Annotated in this window: 18 protein-coding genes; 5 read left to right on the top strand and 13 right to left on the bottom strand. The window is 65.2% G+C overall.

Going from position 1 to position 15727, the window contains the following annotated elements:
* Positions 1–235: 235 nt before the first annotated feature.
* From K2W81_RS14435 to K2W81_RS14400, 8 genes are all read right to left on the bottom strand, one after another.
* Positions 236–985 (bottom strand): phosphoadenylyl-sulfate reductase, encoded by a 750-nt coding sequence (locus K2W81_RS14435; protein ID WP_294105534.1) that lies wholly within the window; start codon positions 983–985, stop codon positions 236–238.
* Complete coding sequence (locus K2W81_RS14430) at positions 978–1418, bottom strand: DUF934 domain-containing protein (protein WP_294105536.1); 441 nt, start codon at positions 1416–1418, stop codon at positions 978–980. Before K2W81_RS14430 ends, K2W81_RS14435 begins: the two co-directional genes overlap by 8 nt.
* A 10-nt stretch (positions 1419–1428) precedes the next feature.
* Complete coding sequence (locus K2W81_RS14425) at positions 1429–3156, bottom strand: nitrite/sulfite reductase (protein ID WP_294105533.1); 1728 nt, start codon at positions 3154–3156, stop codon at positions 1429–1431.
* A gap of 3 nt (positions 3157–3159) precedes the next feature.
* Entirely contained in the window at positions 3160–3600 is a 441-nt protein-coding gene (locus tag K2W81_RS14420; RefSeq protein WP_294105531.1) for a hypothetical protein, read from the bottom strand.
* On the bottom strand, positions 3597–3893 hold the full coding sequence (locus K2W81_RS14415) for a DUF2849 domain-containing protein (protein WP_294105530.1): 297 nt from the start codon (positions 3891–3893) through the stop codon (positions 3597–3599). Before K2W81_RS14415 ends, K2W81_RS14420 begins: the two co-directional genes overlap by 4 nt.
* The gene (gene cobA, locus K2W81_RS14410) at positions 3890–4666 is read right to left on the bottom strand and encodes a uroporphyrinogen-III C-methyltransferase (RefSeq protein ID WP_294105528.1); all 777 of its coding nucleotides are present in this window, start codon (positions 4664–4666) and stop codon (positions 3890–3892) included. Before cobA ends, K2W81_RS14415 begins: the two co-directional genes overlap by 4 nt.
* Before the next feature lie 79 nt (positions 4667–4745).
* Entirely contained in the window at positions 4746–6161 is a 1416-nt protein-coding gene (gene astD, locus K2W81_RS14405; RefSeq protein ID WP_294105526.1) for a succinylglutamate-semialdehyde dehydrogenase, read from the bottom strand.
* A gap of 65 nt (positions 6162–6226) precedes the next feature.
* Positions 6227–7591 carry a protein adenylyltransferase SelO family protein gene (locus K2W81_RS14400; RefSeq protein ID WP_294105524.1) on the bottom strand — a complete coding sequence of 455 codons (1365 nt, stop codon included), beginning with the start codon at positions 7589–7591 and terminating at the stop codon, positions 6227–6229.
* A 36-nt stretch (positions 7592–7627) separates the two neighbouring features.
* Here K2W81_RS14400 and K2W81_RS14395 point away from each other — a divergent pair, with 36 nt between their 5' ends.
* The 4 genes from K2W81_RS14395 (at position 7628) to K2W81_RS14380 (ending at position 12304) form a co-directional block, all read left to right on the top strand.
* Positions 7628–8530 carry an alpha/beta hydrolase gene (locus K2W81_RS14395; protein ID WP_294105522.1) on the top strand — a complete coding sequence of 301 codons (903 nt, stop codon included), beginning with the start codon at positions 7628–7630 and terminating at the stop codon, positions 8528–8530.
* Positions 8531–8546: 16 nt separating this feature from the next.
* Positions 8547–9659: a glycosidase gene (locus tag K2W81_RS14390; RefSeq protein WP_294105521.1), complete on the top strand. Its 1113-nt coding sequence runs from the start codon at positions 8547–8549 to the stop codon at positions 9657–9659.
* Between the two features lie 40 nt (positions 9660–9699).
* Positions 9700–10833, top strand: a complete 1134-nt coding sequence (locus K2W81_RS14385; protein WP_294105520.1) for a glycosyltransferase — start codon at positions 9700–9702, stop codon at positions 10831–10833.
* A 67-nt stretch (positions 10834–10900) separates the two neighbouring features.
* Positions 10901–12304: a nitronate monooxygenase gene (locus tag K2W81_RS14380; RefSeq protein ID WP_294105518.1), complete on the top strand. Its 1404-nt coding sequence runs from the start codon at positions 10901–10903 to the stop codon at positions 12302–12304.
* A gap of 83 nt (positions 12305–12387) precedes the next feature.
* On the opposite strand, the gene K2W81_RS14375 is transcribed toward K2W81_RS14380, so the two are convergent.
* Complete coding sequence (locus K2W81_RS14375; RefSeq protein WP_294105516.1) at positions 12388–12873, bottom strand: retropepsin-like aspartic protease; 486 nt, start codon at positions 12871–12873, stop codon at positions 12388–12390.
* 62 nt (positions 12874–12935) lie between these two features.
* Here K2W81_RS14375 and K2W81_RS14370 point away from each other — a divergent pair, with 62 nt between their 5' ends.
* Positions 12936–13319: a hypothetical protein gene (locus K2W81_RS14370; protein WP_294105514.1), complete on the top strand. Its 384-nt coding sequence runs from the start codon at positions 12936–12938 to the stop codon at positions 13317–13319.
* Between the two features lie 43 nt (positions 13320–13362).
* Here the strand turns inward: K2W81_RS14370 and K2W81_RS14365 are convergent, their stop codons facing one another.
* The 4 genes from K2W81_RS14365 to K2W81_RS14350 form a co-directional block, all read right to left on the bottom strand.
* Positions 13363–13770: an MmcQ/YjbR family DNA-binding protein gene (locus K2W81_RS14365; protein ID WP_294105513.1), complete on the bottom strand. Its 408-nt coding sequence runs from the start codon at positions 13768–13770 to the stop codon at positions 13363–13365.
* Positions 13771–13850: 80 nt separating this feature from the next.
* Positions 13851–14057, bottom strand: coding sequence for a phosphate-starvation-inducible PsiE family protein (locus tag K2W81_RS14360; RefSeq protein WP_294105511.1), 207 nt, complete (start codon positions 14055–14057; stop codon positions 13851–13853).
* An 89-nt stretch (positions 14058–14146) separates the two neighbouring features.
* The gene (locus K2W81_RS14355) at positions 14147–15313 is read right to left on the bottom strand and encodes a DUF4274 domain-containing protein (RefSeq protein ID WP_294105510.1); all 1167 of its coding nucleotides are present in this window, start codon (positions 15311–15313) and stop codon (positions 14147–14149) included.
* Positions 15314–15451: 138 nt separating this feature from the next.
* A partial coding sequence (locus K2W81_RS14350; RefSeq protein ID WP_294105508.1) for a phosphate-starvation-inducible PsiE family protein occupies positions 15452–15727 on the bottom strand: 276 nt, incomplete at its 5' end.

Below are 15727 nucleotides of genomic sequence, written 5' to 3'. Positions count from 1 at the left end.
CGGCGAGCGCTTCATCAAAGCCATGGCGGCGTAATGTTCAACCGCCCGCCCACACACGGAAATCCTGACAGGCCCGGAGCCTACCGCTGCTTGAGTGGTCAGCGCTAGACGCAAGTGCACGCGGTCGTCAAATTCGCTACTCATGAGTGGCTTACTTTCGCCACGGCCGCCTTCGGGATCAGGGCAGGTCAGCTTGGATGACCGAAATTGGGGCGCAAAGCTGCCGCCCGTTTGCCTACACCCCATCCCCCAAATGTATCCCACACTCGACCTTCGCGAACCCCCGCCATCTCCCCGCGCGCGCGTCTTCACCCTCGGCCACCGCGCTCGTGCACGGGGCGCAGCCGATCGAGGGGTAGCCTGCGGCTTCGAGCGGGTGGCGGGGGAGGGCGTGTGCCTCGAAATAGGCGTCGAGCTCGGCTTTCCCCCAATCGCGTAACGGATTGATCTTCAGGCGGCCGGCGGTGTCGCTGGGGTCGATCTCGACCAGCGGGAGTGCGGCGCGGGTGCCTGCCTGGAAGGCCTTTCTCCCCGAGAACGTCGCGTCGAACCCGGCCAGCGCGCGGGCGAGCGGGCGCACTTTGCGCAGGTCGCAGCAGCCGTCGGGGTCGTAGGACCAGCGCTCGCCCTGCGCATCGCGCGCGGCGAGATCGGCGCGGTCGGGGGTGAGGCTGCGCAGGTCGGTGAGCCCCAGCGTTGCTGCCAGCGCATCGCGATAGGCGAGCGTTTCGGGGAAATGCTTGCCCGTGTCGAGGAACAGCACCGGCACGCTGCGGTCGACGGCCGCGACCATGTGCAGCAGCACCGCCGCTTCGGCGCCGAACGATGAGACGAGTGCGATCCGCCCCGCGAGCCGCTCGCCGATCAGCGCGGTGAGCACGTCGGGCGCGGGCAGGCCAGCCAACCGCGCGTCGAGATCGGCCGCCTGCGCCGCGGTGAAGCGGGGCGATATGTCGATCACATCGCGCGGGTGCGCCTCAGCCATGGCGTAATTTCCACACCGGCACCGCCCCGTCGGCGGCGGGCTGATACACATGCGGGAAGCGCGCGAGCGCGGCGTCGAGCGTGGCCTGGTCGATCGGCGCTTCGGGCGCGAAACTGTCAAAGCCGCAGCGGCGCATGAAGCCGATCTGGTCGACGAGCACATCGCCCGCCGCGCGCAACTCGCCCGCATAGCCCGCCTCGCGCAGCACGCGCGCCGACGAATAGCCGCGCCCGTCGCGAAAGCTCGGGAAGCTGACTTCGATCAGCGCGAGCCGATCGAGCATCGGGATCAGCGCGCGGGCATCGTCGCCCGCCTCGATGCGGACGGCGGTCGCGTTGGTCTGATCTGCGAGGAACGCGTCGAGCGTGACGGCGGGCTCGTCATGCGCGTCGTCGTCGCGGAAGCGGAGGAGCCCGCCGGCGGACGCCGGCATGGCAATGGGGTCAACCATAGATCGCTTCCTTGAAAGGTTCGATGCCGACGCGGCGATAGGTGTCGATGAAGCGCTCGCCCTCATCGCGGACTTTGAGGTACAGGTCGGTCGCGCGTTCGACCGCGTCGACGATGCCGTCCTCGTCAAAGCCGGGGCCGGTGATGCGGCCGAGCGACACATCCTCGGCGCCCGATCCGCCGAGGAGGAGCTGGTAATTCTCGGTCCCCTTACGGTCGACGCCGAGGATGCCGATGTGCCCGGCGTGGTGGTGGCCGCAGGCGTTGATGCAGCCGCTGATCTTGAGCTTCAACTCGCCGATGTCGCGCTGGCGCTTCGGATCGGCGAAGCGCTGCGCGATCTTCTGCGCGACCGGGATCGAGCGGGCATTGGCGAGGCTGCAATAATCGAGACCGGGGCAGGCGATGATGTCGCTGATCAGGTCGAGATTGGCGGAGGCGAGCTCGGCGGCGACGAGCGCGTCATACACGGCGCGCAGATCGGCCTGGCGGACGTGCGGCAGGACGATGTTCTGCGCGTGGGTTACCCGGCATTCGTCGAACGAATAACGCTCGGTGAGGTCGGCCATCACGTCCATCTGCGCCGAGGAGGCGTCGCCGGGGATGCCGCCGATGGGCTTCAGGCTGATGTTGACGATCGCATAGCCGGGCTGCTTGTGCGGCTTCACATTCTGGTTGAGCCAGGCGGCGAAGGCGGGGTCACCGCCTGCAATCCCGTTAGTGTCGAGCGAAGTCGAGACACGGGAGGCGGGCGAGTCGCTTGGGGCTTGTCCCTCGACGTTGCTCGGGACCAACGGGGTGGGGGTGGAAGCGGTATCGAACGGCGGGGGCGCAAATTGCGAGGTAATCCGCTCGAGCTCGCGGAGCGGCGGGTCGATGCCGAGTTGCTTGACGAGGGCAAATTCCTCAGCGACCTGACGGCGATAGTCGTCGGCGCCGATTTCGTGGACGAGGATCTTGATCCGCGCCTTGTAGATATTGTCGCGGCGGCCATAGCGATTGTAGACGCGCAGGCACGCCTCGACATAGCTCAGCAGGTCTTCGGCGACGACGAACTCGTTGATTTCGGGTGCGATCATCGGCGTACGGCCCATGCCGCCACCGACGAAGACGCGCGCGCCGAGCTGGCCCCCAGACTCATTGGCACGCTTGACGAGCTGGATGCCGATGTCATGCAGCCGCATCGCCGCGCGGTCTTCGTCGGCGGCGATCACCGCGATCTTGAACTTGCGCGGCAGGAAGCTGAATTCGGGGTGGAAGCTCGACCATTGCCGCAGCAATTCGGCCCAGGGGCGCGGATCGGCGACTTCATCGGCCGCGGCGCCGGCATATTGATCCGAGCTGATGTTGCGGATGCAATTGCCGCTGGTCTGGATCGCGTGCATTTCGACGCTCGCAAGTTCGGCAAGCAAATCAGGTGCTTCGGCAAGTTTTATCCAATTATACTGGATGTTCTGGCGGGTGGTGAAATGGCCGTAATCGCGGTCGTACTTGCGCGCGATGTGCGCGAGCATCCGCATCTGCGCGCCCGACAGCGTGCCATAGGGGATGGCGACCCGCAGCATATACGCGTGGAGTTGCAGGTAGAGCCCGTTCATCAGCCGCAGCGGCTTGAACTGATCCTCGCTGATCGCGCCCGACAGGCGGCGGTTCACTTGATCGCGGAATTCCTCGACGCGAGCATCGACGATCGCCTGGTCGTAAGTGTCGTATTTATACATGCGTTAGCTGCCCTGCTGAACGAGCGTGAGGGGGTGGTGGCGGACGATCGCGCCGAGTTGTGCGAGGCCCTGGCCGTCGATCTTGATCTCGCGGTGCGCCGCGCGGATTTTTTTGAAGGCGTCGGCGACGCCCGGCGCGTCATGCCCCTGCGCGGTGGGATAGCCGACGGCGACGATGACGTCCCAATCGGCTTCGCTGTCGTCGGCGCGTTCGAGCAGGGCATAGCTGGTGAACAGCCCCTGCTGAATGCCGATGCGGTCCATCGCGAACCAATTGGCCTTGATATAGGCGATTAGCGCGGCGCGCTTGCCGGGGGCCGCGCGCAAATAGGTTTGCGTGACGTGGCGCGTCGTCGCTTTGGCGACGGGCGCCTCGGGCGGCGTGGCGCGCGCAGCCGGGGTGATGCTCGCCAGCGCGAGCGCGAGCGCGAGGCGGGCGATCATATCACCCACGCTCCGGCATCGGGGTCAGCGGGCTTTAGGGTCAGGTCGGGACGCACGGTGGGGCCGAGCGCGCGCACCCGGTCCTTGATATGCGCGGGACGAGGGCCTTCGGGGGTGGCGTCGGCATCGATCACATAGGGCGCGTTGACGCGGCGCGCGCCTTCCTCGGCGCGGGCAATCGCTTCGCCGCCGGAATCAACATCGGCCGCGTCCTCGACATGGCGCGACCAGCCATTGCCGGTCCACCAGATCACGTCGCCAGTCGGTAAATCATTCCCTGTCAATATCTTCATGCAATCATCTCCGCCGTGATGGCAAGTTGGTTGAGGGCAGGGCCACCCCGCGCGGCCACCGCGCCGACGACGATCACCGCCGGGCTGACGACAGCCTCGCGCACGATCATCGCGCCGAGATCAGCGAGCAGGCCGCGCAGCACGCGCGCTTCGGGGCGGGTGCCGTTCTCCAGCACCGCGACCGGCATGTCGGGCGCGGCGCCGTCAGCGATCAGCTTGTCGGCAATCGCCTGCGACGTCGCGATGCCCATATAGATCACCAGCGTGCGGCCCTTGCCTGCAAGGCCCGTCCAGTCCTGCTCGGACAGCCCCTGACATTGCCCCGCGACGAAAGTGACGGCGCTCGACACCTGGCGGTGCGTCAGCGGCATCAATGCTTGGGCAGCGGCGCCCATGGCGGCGGAAATGCCGGGGATGACTTCGACTGGCACATCGGCAGCGATGCAGGCATCGGCCTCTTCACCACCGCGCCCGAAGATGAACGGGTCGCCGCCCTTCAGCCGCACCACCAGCTTGCCGCGCCTGGCCTCGGCCACCAGCAGGTCGTTGATCGCTTCCTGCCGCATCGTATGGCGGCTGCGCGCCTTGGCGACCGAGACGCGCGAGGTGGCGGGCGCAAGCGCGAGGATGCGCGGATCGACCAGCCCGTCATGCACGATCAGGTCAGCGGCCAGGATCGCATCGCGCGCCTTGATCGTCAGCAGGCCGGGATCGCCGGGGCCGGCACCGACCAGCAGCACGCGGCCATTTTTTGGGGGGAGGGCTGTTGTCATCGGCTGCGCACTTGGCCCTCCAAAACGAGCATCGCAACGGATCGATGCTTGGCCCGAGCCAAGCATAGCTATCGCGTTGTCACCCGTCACGCAGGCCAATGCCGATCAGCGCACGGGCCTGTTCGGATTCGCTCGAGACGACCGGATAAGCGCAGTAATCGGCGGCGTAATAGGCGCTTGGCCGGTGATTGCCCGACCAGCCGATGCCGCCGAAGGGCGCCGCCGAGCTCGCGCCATTGGTCGGCTTGTTCCAGTTGACGATGCCAGCGCGCGCATTCGCCCAGAACTGGTCGTACAGCGCCGGGTCCTGACTGACGAGCGACGCCGCTAGGCCGTATCGCGTATTGTTCGCCTCGGCGATCGCATCTTCGAAGCTGCCGACGCGGATGACTTGCAGGATCGGGCCGAACAGCTCGATGTCAGGGCGGTCGTTCATCTCGGTGACGTCGATGACGCCGGGGGTGAGGAAGGGGCGGTCGGCGATCGGGCGCTGCATGTGGCGGATCGGGCGGCCGCCACGCGACATCAGCGTCACGAAGCTTTCGGTGAGCAGATCGGCGGCTTCATTGTCGATCACCGGCCCCATGAAGGGCTGCGGATCGGCATGCGGATCACCGACGATCACGCGGTCGAGCAGCTTGGCGAGTTCCTCAAGCAACGGCGCTTGCAAATGTTCATCGACGATCAGCCGCCGCGCCGCCGTGCAGCGCTGCCCGGCGCTGGTGAAGGCCGATTGCACCACCAGCACTGCCGCTGAATGGAGATCGGGCGTATCCCACACAATGATCGGGTTGTTGCCGCCCATTTCGAGCGCGAGGATTTTTTCGGGCTTTTCGGCAAAGGCGCGGTTGAGCGCGATGCCGGTGCGCGCCGATCCGGTGAACAGCAGACCGTCGATATCGGGATGCGCGGCGAGCGCCTTGCCCTCGGCCGGGCCGCCGATGAGCAGTTGCAGCACGCCCTTCGGCACGCCGGCTTCGTGGAAGCAATCGACGAGGAAGGCGCCGACGGCGGGCGTCTTTTCCGACGGTTTGAACACCACGGCATTGCCCGCGAGCAACGCGGGGACGATGTGGCCGTTGGGCAGATGCGCCGGGAAATTATAGGGGCCAAGCACTGCGAGCACGCCGTGCGGCTTGTGCCGCAGCGCGAGCCGCCCGGCGAGCTGGCTGTCCATCCGCCGCTGCGCGCTGCGTTCGGCATAAGCCGTGGCGGAGATATTGACCTTGCCGATCACGGTGTCGACTTCGGTGCGCGCTTCCCACAGCGGCTTGCCGGTTTCGCGCGCGATCAGATCGGCAAAGGCATCGGTTTTGGCGCGCACGACATTGGCGAAGCGGCGCAACGCCTCGAGCCGGTAGGCAAGCGGCTGCGCGGCCCAACTGCCCCAGCTCGCGCGCGCGGTGGCGACGGCCTCATCGGCGTCGCCGGGCATGTTGCGCCACAGCACTGCCCCGGTCGCCGGTTCAATCGAGACGATTTCCTGCCCCGCCATTCAATACCGTCCTCTCAATCCCGCGCTCTTGCCCCAGAATGCGGGCCTTTGCCAAGCATTGCCGATCAATCGGCGAGCGCGGCGCCCATTTGCCGGATGGCGGCGAGCTTTGTTTCGAACGACGCCCAATCGTCGCGCTCGGCGATAGCCGCCCAGATCGCCTCGACTTCATCGATCAGCATCGCGCACGGTGGGCCGTTCCAGAAGGTTTCGTCGCGCGGCTTGCGGGGGCGGTACTCGGCGAGCGCCGCGCGCGCTTCGGCGAAGGCGTCGCCCAGCACATCGGGGATGTGCCCGCCGAAGCTCGCGTGGAAGAAATCGGCGAGCGGGCTGGCGCTCGTCCGCAGCCCGCGCTCGATCGCCTGGATCACCGCGACATCGCTCTCCCCGCGCGGGATGACGCCAAGCCGCCACAGCATCGCGTCGGTGACGGCTGGCTGGTAGCGGTCGCCAAAGGATTCGAGCACGTCGATCAGGGGCTGGGCATCGACGATCACGCGCAACGCGACCGCGAGCTGCATCACATCCCAATGGATCGCCTCGGGCTGGCGGCCAAAGGCGTAGAGCCCCCCATGGTCGAAATAAGCGGCGGTGAAGCCAGGGTCCCAGACCGGCACGAAGCGCCACGGGCCGTAGTCGAAGCTCTCGCCCGAGACGTTGATATTGTCGCTGTTGAGCACGCCGTGGACGAAGCCCGCCGCCATAAACTGCGCCGCCAGCCGGGCAGTGGTGCCGACGACAAGATCGAGCAGCCGCACCGGATCGCCGCTGGTGTCGCCGTAATAATGGCGCAGCGCATAGTCGGTGAGGCGCTTGAGCCCGTCGGTGTCCTCAAGATAGGCGAGCCGCTGGAACGTGCCGATGCGGATATGGCCATGGCCGAGCCGGACCAGCACCGCCGAGCGCGTCGGGGAGGGCTCGTCATTGCGGTCGAGCGCTTCGCCGGTTTCGATAAGCGATAAGCTTTTGGAGGTTTCGACGCCGAGCGCTTCGAGCATTTCGGTGGCGAGGATTTCGCGCACTCCCCCTTTGAGCGTCAGCCGTCCGTCACCAAAGCGGCTGTACGGCGTCTGGCCCGACCCCTTGGTGCCGAGATCGAGCAAGCGGTCGCGGTCGTCCTTGAGCTGAGCGAACAGGAATCCGCGTCCATCGCCGATATCGCGATTGTACACGCGGAACTGGTGGCCGTGGTAGCGGAGCGCGAGTGGCTGGGGGAGCGATCCGGGCAGCGGTTCGAACCGCCCGAAATGCCGGACCCATGCGGCATCGTCGAGATCGCCTAGCCCGACGCGGTCAGCCCAGCGCTGGTTGCGGAAGCGCAGCCGGGTTTCGGGGAAGTCGGCGCCGACGACGGGATCGTAAAATCCGTCGCCGAGATCGAGAATGGCCGAAGCGGGGCGATACGCGGCGGGTTGCGGGGCGATGGGCATCCGGCGATATGGGGCAGCACAGTGCAGGGACGCAACATGGCCGGCCATGAAAATCAGTTTTGGGAAAATCGATATTGGTGGTCGCGCGACGGCGTCCGGCTGCACGCGCGCGACTATGCGCCGCGCGATGCCGCCAAGGCAGCGGGGCGCCCGCCGATCCTGTGCCTGCCCGGCCTGACTAGAAACGCGCGCGACTATGACAATGTCGCCACGCGGCTGAGCGCCGAATGGCGCGTGCTCGCGGTCAATCTGCGCGGGCGCGGCGAAAGCGGTTATGCCAAGGACCCGATGACCTATGTCCCGCTCACCTATGTCCAGGATGTCGAGGCGCTGCTGACCGAGATTGGCGCGGATCGCTACATCGCTTTCGGCACGTCGCTGGGCGGGATTGTGACGATGCTGCTGGCAGGCGCGGCGCATGAGCAACTGGTCGGAGCGCTGCTCAACGATGTCGGGCCGGACATCGACCCGGCAGGACTCGCGCGCATTCGCGGCTATGTCGGGCGCAGCCACACCTGGCCGACGTGGATGCACGCCGCCCGCGCGGTCGCCGAGGCCAATGCCGACACCTATCCCGATTATGCGATCGGCGACTGGCTGGCGATGGCCAAGCGGCTCTACCGCGTCAATGCGGCGGGGCGGATCGTGCTCGATTACGACATGAAGATCGCCGAGCCGTTCCGCGTGCCGGGCAACGAAGCTGGCCCCGATATGTGGCGCGCGCTCGACCGGCTGAAGGGGCTGCCGGTGGCGGTGGTGCGCGGCGGGACATCGGACATTCTTCCGGCCACCACGGCGACGCGGATGGTCGCCGAACTGCCGGGGGCGACGCTGACGACGGTGCCGCGCACCGGCCATGCGCCGACACTCGCCGAGCCCGAAGCGGCGGCAGCGATCGATGCGCTGCTGGCAAGGATTACGGAACAAGCGGGCGGCTGAACGCTTGTCCGCCGTGATGCCCCTTGCCGACCGCCTGATCTTCACGCCGCATAACGTCGATCTCGCGCGCTCGCCGCTCGCGGGGCGGGTGGGGGCTGAAACCTATGTGCTGGGTGCGTTCAATCCGGGGCTGACGCGGCTGCCGAATGGCAACCTGCTGCTGATGGTCCGCGTGGCGGAAGCTTTGCGGCAGCCGGTGTGGGACGGGCATGTCCATTCGATCCGCTGGGCGGCGGGCGAATTCGTGCTCGACGCGTGGCCGCTCGACGCGGTCGACATGAGCGATCCGCGCGTTTTTGCGCTGCGCGATAGGGTGTCAAAGACGATCGCGCTGACCTCGCTGTCGTGGTTGTTGCCGGTCGAATTGACATCCGACGGGGATGCGATTGTGGCGATCGACTATGACCGCGCGATTGTGCCGAGTGCATCTTACCAATGCTATGGGATTGAGGACCCGCGGATTTCGCGGGTGGGGGGTCGCTGGCTGATGACGGTCTGCTCGATCAGCCCCGAACGGCAGGCGACCTCGCTCTACAGCTCGCGCGATGCGCGCGACTGGAGCCTCGAAGGGCTGGTGCTCGATCACCAGAACAAGGACATGTTGATTTTCGAAGGGCTGATCGGCGAGCAGTTTTGGGCGCAGACTAGGCCGCTGGGCGATGTCTATTTCGCTTATCCGCCGGGGAGTGCGTGGGTGAGCGGCCCCGCGATTAATCTCGCGACCTCGCCCGACGCGCTGCACTGGAAGCCGTGCGACCGACCCGGCATCCGGCCTTGTGCGGGATCGCAAGCCACGGCGCGGATCGGCGGCGGGGCACCGCCGGTGCTGACCGAACGCGGCTGGCTGAGCCTGTGGCACGGGGTCGAACCCAATGGCGGGGTGGGGGTTTATCGCACTTACTGGTCGCTGCTCGACCGCGACGATCCGTCGGTGATCATTGCGACCGGCGACGCGCCGCTGGTCGAAGCCGCGCCCGCGCTGACGGCGCCGCTCGCCGAACTGATGTATCTGCACGATATCGTTTTCACGACGGGCATCGTCGATGCGGGCGATCACTATATCGTCGCGAGCGGTGAGGCCGATCTGGCATGCCGGATCACCCAAATCGACAAGCGCCGCTTCGCCTGAAGGGCTGGCAAGCGCGCCAAACCACGCTAACGAAGCGCCAATGGCCGCGATCCACATCCTCCACCTGCATTCGAGCTTTGACCTGGGCGGCAAGGAAGCGCGCGCGGTGCGGCTCATGAATGCGTTTGGCGATGTCGCCCGCCACACGATTGTGTCAGGCGTGCCTGAGGCGCTCAGCGCGCGCGATGCGATTGCCAAGGGCATTGCTTATGAAATCGCACAGAACCCGCCGCCGCTGACCGGCAAGCCCTCGGTCGCGCGCTATGAAGCGATTGCGCGCTACATGCGGCGGTTCGATCTGGTGCTGAGCTATAATTGGGGCGCGATCGACGGGGTGATGGCGCGGCGCGTGTTCGGCAAGGGCGTGCCGCCGATCGTCCATCATGAGGATGGCTTCAACGCCGACGAAGCGGGCGGGCTGAAGCCCGAGCGCAACATGTACCGCCGGATCGCGCTGGGGGCGGCGCATGCGCTGGTGGTGCCATCGCGCACGCTCGAAGGCATTGCGCTGGGCACGTGGAAGCAGCCCGCCGCACGGGTGCAGCGCATCGTCAACGGCATCGATGTTGCCCGCTATGCGCAAGCACCGGGGGCGCGGACGATTCCGGGGTTTCGCAAAAAGCCGGGCGAAGTGGTGATCGGTACGCTGGCGGGCCTGCGTGCCGTAAAAGATCTGCCGCTGCTGGTGCGCGCTTTTGGCGGACTGTCGGGGCCGGTGCGGCTGGTGATTGTGGGCGAGGGGCCGGAGCGCGGCGCGATTGAGGCGGCGGCAGCGGCGATGGGGATTGCCGACCGCGTGCATCTGCCGGGTTTCCTGCCCGATCCGGCGCGCTACATCGGGCTGTTCGACATGCTCGCACTGTCATCGCGCAGCGAGCAATTCCCGATTGCGGTCGTTGAAGCGATGGCAGCGGGCCTGCCCGTGGTCGCGCCGCCAGTCGGCGACGTACCCACCATGGTTTCCACCGAGAACCAACCCTATATCGCGCGGAGCGGGATCGAATTGTGGCTGCGTGATGCCTTGCAGGCGTTGGTCGCCGATCCGGACTTGCGCGCAAGGGTAGGTGCAGCGAACCGGTTGAAAGCACAGGCAGAATATGCCGAAAGTGGCATGATCGACGCCTATCGTCGGCTCTATGCGGCGGCAGTGGGGGCGCCGGGGATTTTGGGTTGAGGCCGAATCTTGTCGAATTTGGGCAAGATTACGCTATAAATGTGGCTTTGGTGCTGGAGAGAAGCGCGTGTTCAAGGGTGTACGGCCGATCCTGTATGGCGGTCAGGAAGTCTGGCCCCTCGTCGAGGGCGGCAAGGGCGTCGCAGCCACCAACCACGCGAGCGCGGGTGCCTGGGCTGCCGCAGGCGGCATCGGCACGGTCTCGGCGGTCAACGCCGACAGCTATGACGCCGAAGGCAAGATCATCCCGCAACTCTACCGCGCGCTGACCCGACGCGACCGGCACGAAGAACTCGTCAACTACGCGATCGACGGCGCGGTCGAGCAAGTGCGTCGCGCGTTCGAGATTGCCGGGGGCAAGGGCGCGATCAATATCAACGTCTTGTGGGAAATGGGCGGCGCGCAGCGGGTGCTGCACGGCGTGCTTGAGCGCACGCGCGGCATGGTTGCGGGCGTCACTTGCGGTGCGGGCATGCCGTACAAGCTGTCCGAAATCGCCGCGTCCTACGAAGTCAACTATCTGCCGATCATCAGCTCGGCGCGTGCCTTTCGCGCACTGTGGAAGCGCGCTTATTCAAAGGCGCAGGAATGGCTCGCGGCGGTGGTCTATGAAGACCCGTGGCTAGCGGGCGGCCACAACGGCCTGTCCAACGCCGAGAATCCGCTCGAGCCGCAGGACCCTTACCCCCGCGTGAAGGCGCTCCGCGAGACGATGCGCGAAGGCGGCATCCCCGATTCGGTGCCGATCGTGATGGCCGGCGGCGTCTGGTATCTGCGCGACTGGAACGCGTGGATCGACAATCCCGAGCTCGGCCAGATCGCCTTCCAGTTCGGTACCCGGCCGCTGCTGACGCAGGAAAGCCCGATCCCGCAGGGGTGGAAGGACAAGCTGACCCATATCGAGCCCGGCGAAGTGCTGCTCCACCGCTTCTCGCCGACGGGTTTTTACTCGAGCGCGGTGCGCAATCCGTTCCTGCAAGCGCTCGAAGCGCGCTCAGAACGGCAGATTCCCTATTCGACCGAAGCGGCGGGCGATCACCAGTTCCGGCTCGATGTCGGCGTGAAGGGCAAGAATTTCTGGGTGACCAAGGGCGATTTGATGCGCGCGCGCGCCTGGTACGGCGCAGGCTTCACCGATGCGCTGAAGACGCCCGACAATACTTTGGTGTTCGTGACGACCGAAGAGAAAGCCGCGATTCGCAAGGATCAGACCGATTGCATGGGCTGCCTGTCGCAATGCGCTTTCTCGTCATGGATGGACAGCGAGACCAATTCGACCGGCCGCCTCGCCGATCCGCGCAGCTTCTGCATCCAGAAGACGCTGCAGGACATCGCGCACGGCGGCGATACCGAGCAGAATCTGATGTTTGCGGGGCACGGCGCGTACAAGTTCAAGCAGGACCCGTTTTACTCGAACGGCTTCGTGCCGACGGTGAAGCAGTTGGTTGATCGGATTTTGACGGGGGATTGATGGCGCGGGTGAAGCGCCGACCCTTTTTGCAGAGTCCGGCGATCAACCCCCCTCACGGTTTGCTCACAGAGAGCCGATAGGAGTCAGCGAGGCGCAGGGGCCAGCCAAAGCGTCGAAGTCGCATAATCGATCACTGCGCGTCTGCTCCGCAGGACGTCGACGCCGAGAACAACCTGCGGTGGCGCGACATTCAGGCGTGCCAAGCCTGCCTTTACGTTCGACAAGTCGATGGCGACCAGTGGCGTGGTGATCTGCAAACCATCGAGGGTTAGCCGATTTTCCTCAAGCATGGCCAATGCAACGGTCGCTCCACCGACTCCAGCGCCTTGCCGTTCGAGCTGTTTGAGGGTGAAACCGTTCGCCTCAGCCCAGCTGCGATCAACCACTGTCGCCGAAGCTCCAGTGTCGATCAAAATTTCGACAGGTTTGCCGCCAATCATTCCGGACATATGGAAATGGCCCGCGAGCGATGGACGGAGGCGGATCGGATGGAGACCGCGAACAGACGGCGCGGGGGTGGTCGCCGGTTTGATGATAACGGTGGGTTGCGTCGGGGCGTCTATCGGCATCATAAGCTCCTTTAGTCGGTCGCGTGTTATGTAATACGTAATATGTAATCAATGAGGACGATATGGTCAAGCTTCCGCCGCATATCCTCGACGCGTTGCAGCAGCTCGGGGTTGATCCTGAGCTGCTCGATGAAGCCGGAGACGGACCGAAGGTCGTCGTGGTGCGCGCCAGCCTCGACGACGCGCGACAAGCATTGCGAAAGACGAATCGCGACCAAACCATCATGGCGCGCGTCGATGAAGCGACAGCATCGGCGCTGGACGATTGGGTCAAAGTCGGAGCTGCGAAGAGCCGGTCTGAGGCCGCCGCGCTGTTTTTACGTGAGGGGCTGAAGGTTCGCGCCGATGATCTCGCACGACTCTCCGACGCGCTAGCTGCATTCGAAGAAGCGGAGGAGCGTCTCAAGCGCGAGGGGCGCGCAATCTTTGGAGATCACGACATTTGATAGAATTTTGGAGGGCGCGCGGCCAGAGCGACTGCGATCCTGCCTACCCCGCCACGTCGCCCGATCCGGTGCCGAGCAACGCCAGCGCGTCCCGCTGCTTGCGGGTAAGGCTCGCTGCGACCTGGTCCCAGCTATGCGCGACCAAGGCGTGGACCTCGTCGGCGGGCACGTCGGCGTCGAGATCGACGCTGATCCAGTAGCGCCGATCAAGATGCGATCGGTGGCCGATTCCGCGATAGGTCTCGCGCAGCATGTCCGCGCGGAACGGGTCGCACTTCAAGATGACGAACGGCTCGGCGCGCACCGACAGGATCGCAAACATCTTGCCCATGATTTTATAGATCAGCACCAGCGGCGTGGTGCCGCGGGCTGCGGTCATTGGCTCGCCCACAGCGCCGGGCATGGCGTCTAGCACGGCCTTGAGCGCGGCGGTGTGGTGCGGCAACTCCATCGGCGAAAGGCTAAATGGCATCACCGCGCGCGGCAAGTCCGCGGCTGTTGCTGGACGACCGCCAAGGACCGCGCCGCTCGCTACCCCGCCGCGTCCTTCCGTGACCGCAGGATGATCAAAATCGCCACCGACAGCAGCAGGATCGCGCTCGCTTCGAACACGATGTTTTCGGGCTTCATGTCCTTGCCCTGGAGCACGATCAACCGGCTGAGCGCGGTGATAGCAATGAAGATCGGATGGACGAACGGCGAGGCCGATCCGCGCCCGGTGTAGAACACGCCGATCATGCTGATGGCTTCGTGCCAACGGTGATGCAGCTGGTCGACCGGATCCGGACAGAAGATTGACGCGCCCGCGCGCGCATCCCTCTGGTGCTTCAAACGTCGCGGAGGGCGCGGGGGATGAACAGGATGCGCGCCATCGCGATGCTGAGCACGAGCAGTCCGATACCCGCTGCGGTCATGAAGCCGTAGCGGGTGAAGGACGTGACGGCGGGGTTGTCCAGGAGCGCCAGATAGGTCCGGCCCACGCCGATGCCGCTCAGCGTCGCAATCGTCGTCGTTGTGGTAATCCAGCTCGGCACGATGACCAAGCCGAGCGCCGCGACGCCCCGCTGCATCTTTCGAAAGTTCGAGAACACCGCATAGGAACAATAAGCGATCCCGACGATAGCGGCCACCCACAAGAGCGGGCTGGCGCTGTGGGTGGTCAAATGTTTCGGCGCAAAGCCAACCCCAAAGCCCACGCCGGCCATGTTGACGATCAGGCCGAACGCATCGAACATCGCTGCGCTGAGGCCCGCATCAGCCTCGGACTCGTCGGAATCGCGCGACGCGGCGCTTGGCCGGTCGGCGAGCCAGGGGCTTGCCGCGTCTTCGCTGCTTGCGCCACCCTCACGGCGCAGCGCCCTGATCCGCGATGAGGCGTCGCTTGGCGCTGCCGGAACAAAGTTTTGCGGGCGTGGGGCCACCGTATCGCTTGGTTCGCTGCCTTCGTCGTCGACCTGATCAGGAAACAAGGCGTAATAGTCGCTTTTGTCGGCATAGCCGCCGACTTTTCGCCCCGAAATACGCAACAGCTGCAAGTCCGGGTGGAGCTTGACCAGCGGGTCGGCGATATCCTGCTGGCGTTCGATGATTGCCTTGATATCGGCTTGTCGACCCGCTTTGCCCATTGCCGCATATTCGGGAAAGTTAAGTCCGTGATCCTCGAGGCAGTCATAGGCGATTTCGGAACGCGGATAGCCAGTCGTGTTGAAACGCTCGGCGATGTACCGCAGCATTGGGGCGACGCCATATTCGTCCTCCCCCATTTTTTCGTCTTCGGTTTCAAAGTCGTAACAGGCCGGTTCGCCCTTCCAGAACGTCAGCATTGCCGTGGCGCGGTCGCAGTCCGGCTGGCTGACAATCCAGAACAGGCCATCGAGCCGATCATTCCAGTTGTGATTGTCGGCATAGCGATGCCAATCGTCGGGCGAGGCATTTTGGAGGAATTGCATCTCGCGTTGGTGAAGGCGCTCGAACGCCAGTTCGACGCTATCCATGCTATCGTTCACTGCGGCCCCGATTTCTTGACTATCTGAAGAAAGTCACAGAGTTAGCAGGCGATATTTAAGACTTGGTCAACGCTGCGAAAGGTTTCGATCTGATCGAACAGTCGAGTATTATGCTCCGGCCCGGCGCTACCCCGCTGCATCCTTGCGCGAGCGCAGGATGATCATGACCGCGACCGACAGCAGCAGGATCGCGCTCGCTTCGAACACGATATTTTCGGGCTTCATGTCCTTGCCCTGGAGCACGATCAGCCGGGCAAGCGCGGTGATCGCGATGAAGATCGGATAGACGAACGGCGAGGCCGAGCCGCGCCCGGTATAGAACACGCCGATCATGCTGATGACTTCGGTGTAGAGGAACATCTGGAGGATGTCGGCGAGCGTCACCGTCATCGTCGTCAGCAC

The sequence above is a fragment of the Sphingomonas sp. genome (assembly GCF_019749955.1).
GTDB lineage: Bacteria > Pseudomonadota > Alphaproteobacteria > Sphingomonadales > Sphingomonadaceae > Sphingomonas.
The sequence above is the reverse complement of the archived record's forward strand: the minus strand, read 5'-3'. Positions and strand labels throughout refer to the sequence as shown.

Excerpts from the sequence above, each read along its gene's own strand:
- K2W81_RS14435 (WP_294105534.1), bottom strand. The coding sequence starts at position 985 with ATGGCTGAGGCGCACCCGCGCGATGTGATCGACATATCGCCCCGCTTC.
- K2W81_RS14430 (WP_294105536.1), bottom strand. The coding sequence starts at position 1,418 with ATGCCGGCGTCCGCCGGCGGGCTCCTCCGCTTCCGCGACGACGACGCG.
- K2W81_RS14425 (WP_294105533.1), bottom strand. The coding sequence starts at position 3,156 with ATGTATAAATACGACACTTACGACCAGGCGATCGTCGATGCTCGCGTC.
- K2W81_RS14420 (WP_294105531.1), bottom strand. The coding sequence starts at position 3,600 with ATGATCGCCCGCCTCGCGCTCGCGCTCGCGCTGGCGAGCATCACCCCG.
- K2W81_RS14415 (WP_294105530.1), bottom strand. The coding sequence starts at position 3,893 with ATGAAGATATTGACAGGGAATGATTTACCGACTGGCGACGTGATCTGG.
- cobA (WP_294105528.1), bottom strand. The coding sequence starts at position 4,666 with ATGACAACAGCCCTCCCCCCAAAAAATGGCCGCGTGCTGCTGGTCGGT.
- astD (WP_294105526.1), bottom strand. The coding sequence starts at position 6,161 with ATGGCGGGGCAGGAAATCGTCTCGATTGAACCGGCGACCGGGGCAGTG.
- K2W81_RS14400 (WP_294105524.1), bottom strand. The coding sequence starts at position 7,591 with ATGCCCATCGCCCCGCAACCCGCCGCGTATCGCCCCGCTTCGGCCATT.
- K2W81_RS14395 (WP_294105522.1), top strand. The coding sequence starts at position 7,628 with ATGGCCGGCCATGAAAATCAGTTTTGGGAAAATCGATATTGGTGGTCG.
- K2W81_RS14390 (WP_294105521.1), top strand. The coding sequence starts at position 8,547 with ATGCCCCTTGCCGACCGCCTGATCTTCACGCCGCATAACGTCGATCTC.
- K2W81_RS14385 (WP_294105520.1), top strand. The coding sequence starts at position 9,700 with ATGGCCGCGATCCACATCCTCCACCTGCATTCGAGCTTTGACCTGGGC.
- K2W81_RS14375 (WP_294105516.1), bottom strand. The coding sequence starts at position 12,873 with ATGCCGATAGACGCCCCGACGCAACCCACCGTTATCATCAAACCGGCG.
- K2W81_RS14370 (WP_294105514.1), top strand. The coding sequence starts at position 12,936 with ATGGTCAAGCTTCCGCCGCATATCCTCGACGCGTTGCAGCAGCTCGGG.
- K2W81_RS14365 (WP_294105513.1), bottom strand. The coding sequence starts at position 13,770 with ATGGAGTTGCCGCACCACACCGCCGCGCTCAAGGCCGTGCTAGACGCC.
- K2W81_RS14360 (WP_294105511.1), bottom strand. The coding sequence starts at position 14,057 with ATGATCGGCGTGTTCTACACCGGGCGCGGATCGGCCTCGCCGTTCGTC.
- K2W81_RS14355 (WP_294105510.1), bottom strand. The coding sequence starts at position 15,313 with ATGGATAGCGTCGAACTGGCGTTCGAGCGCCTTCACCAACGCGAGATG.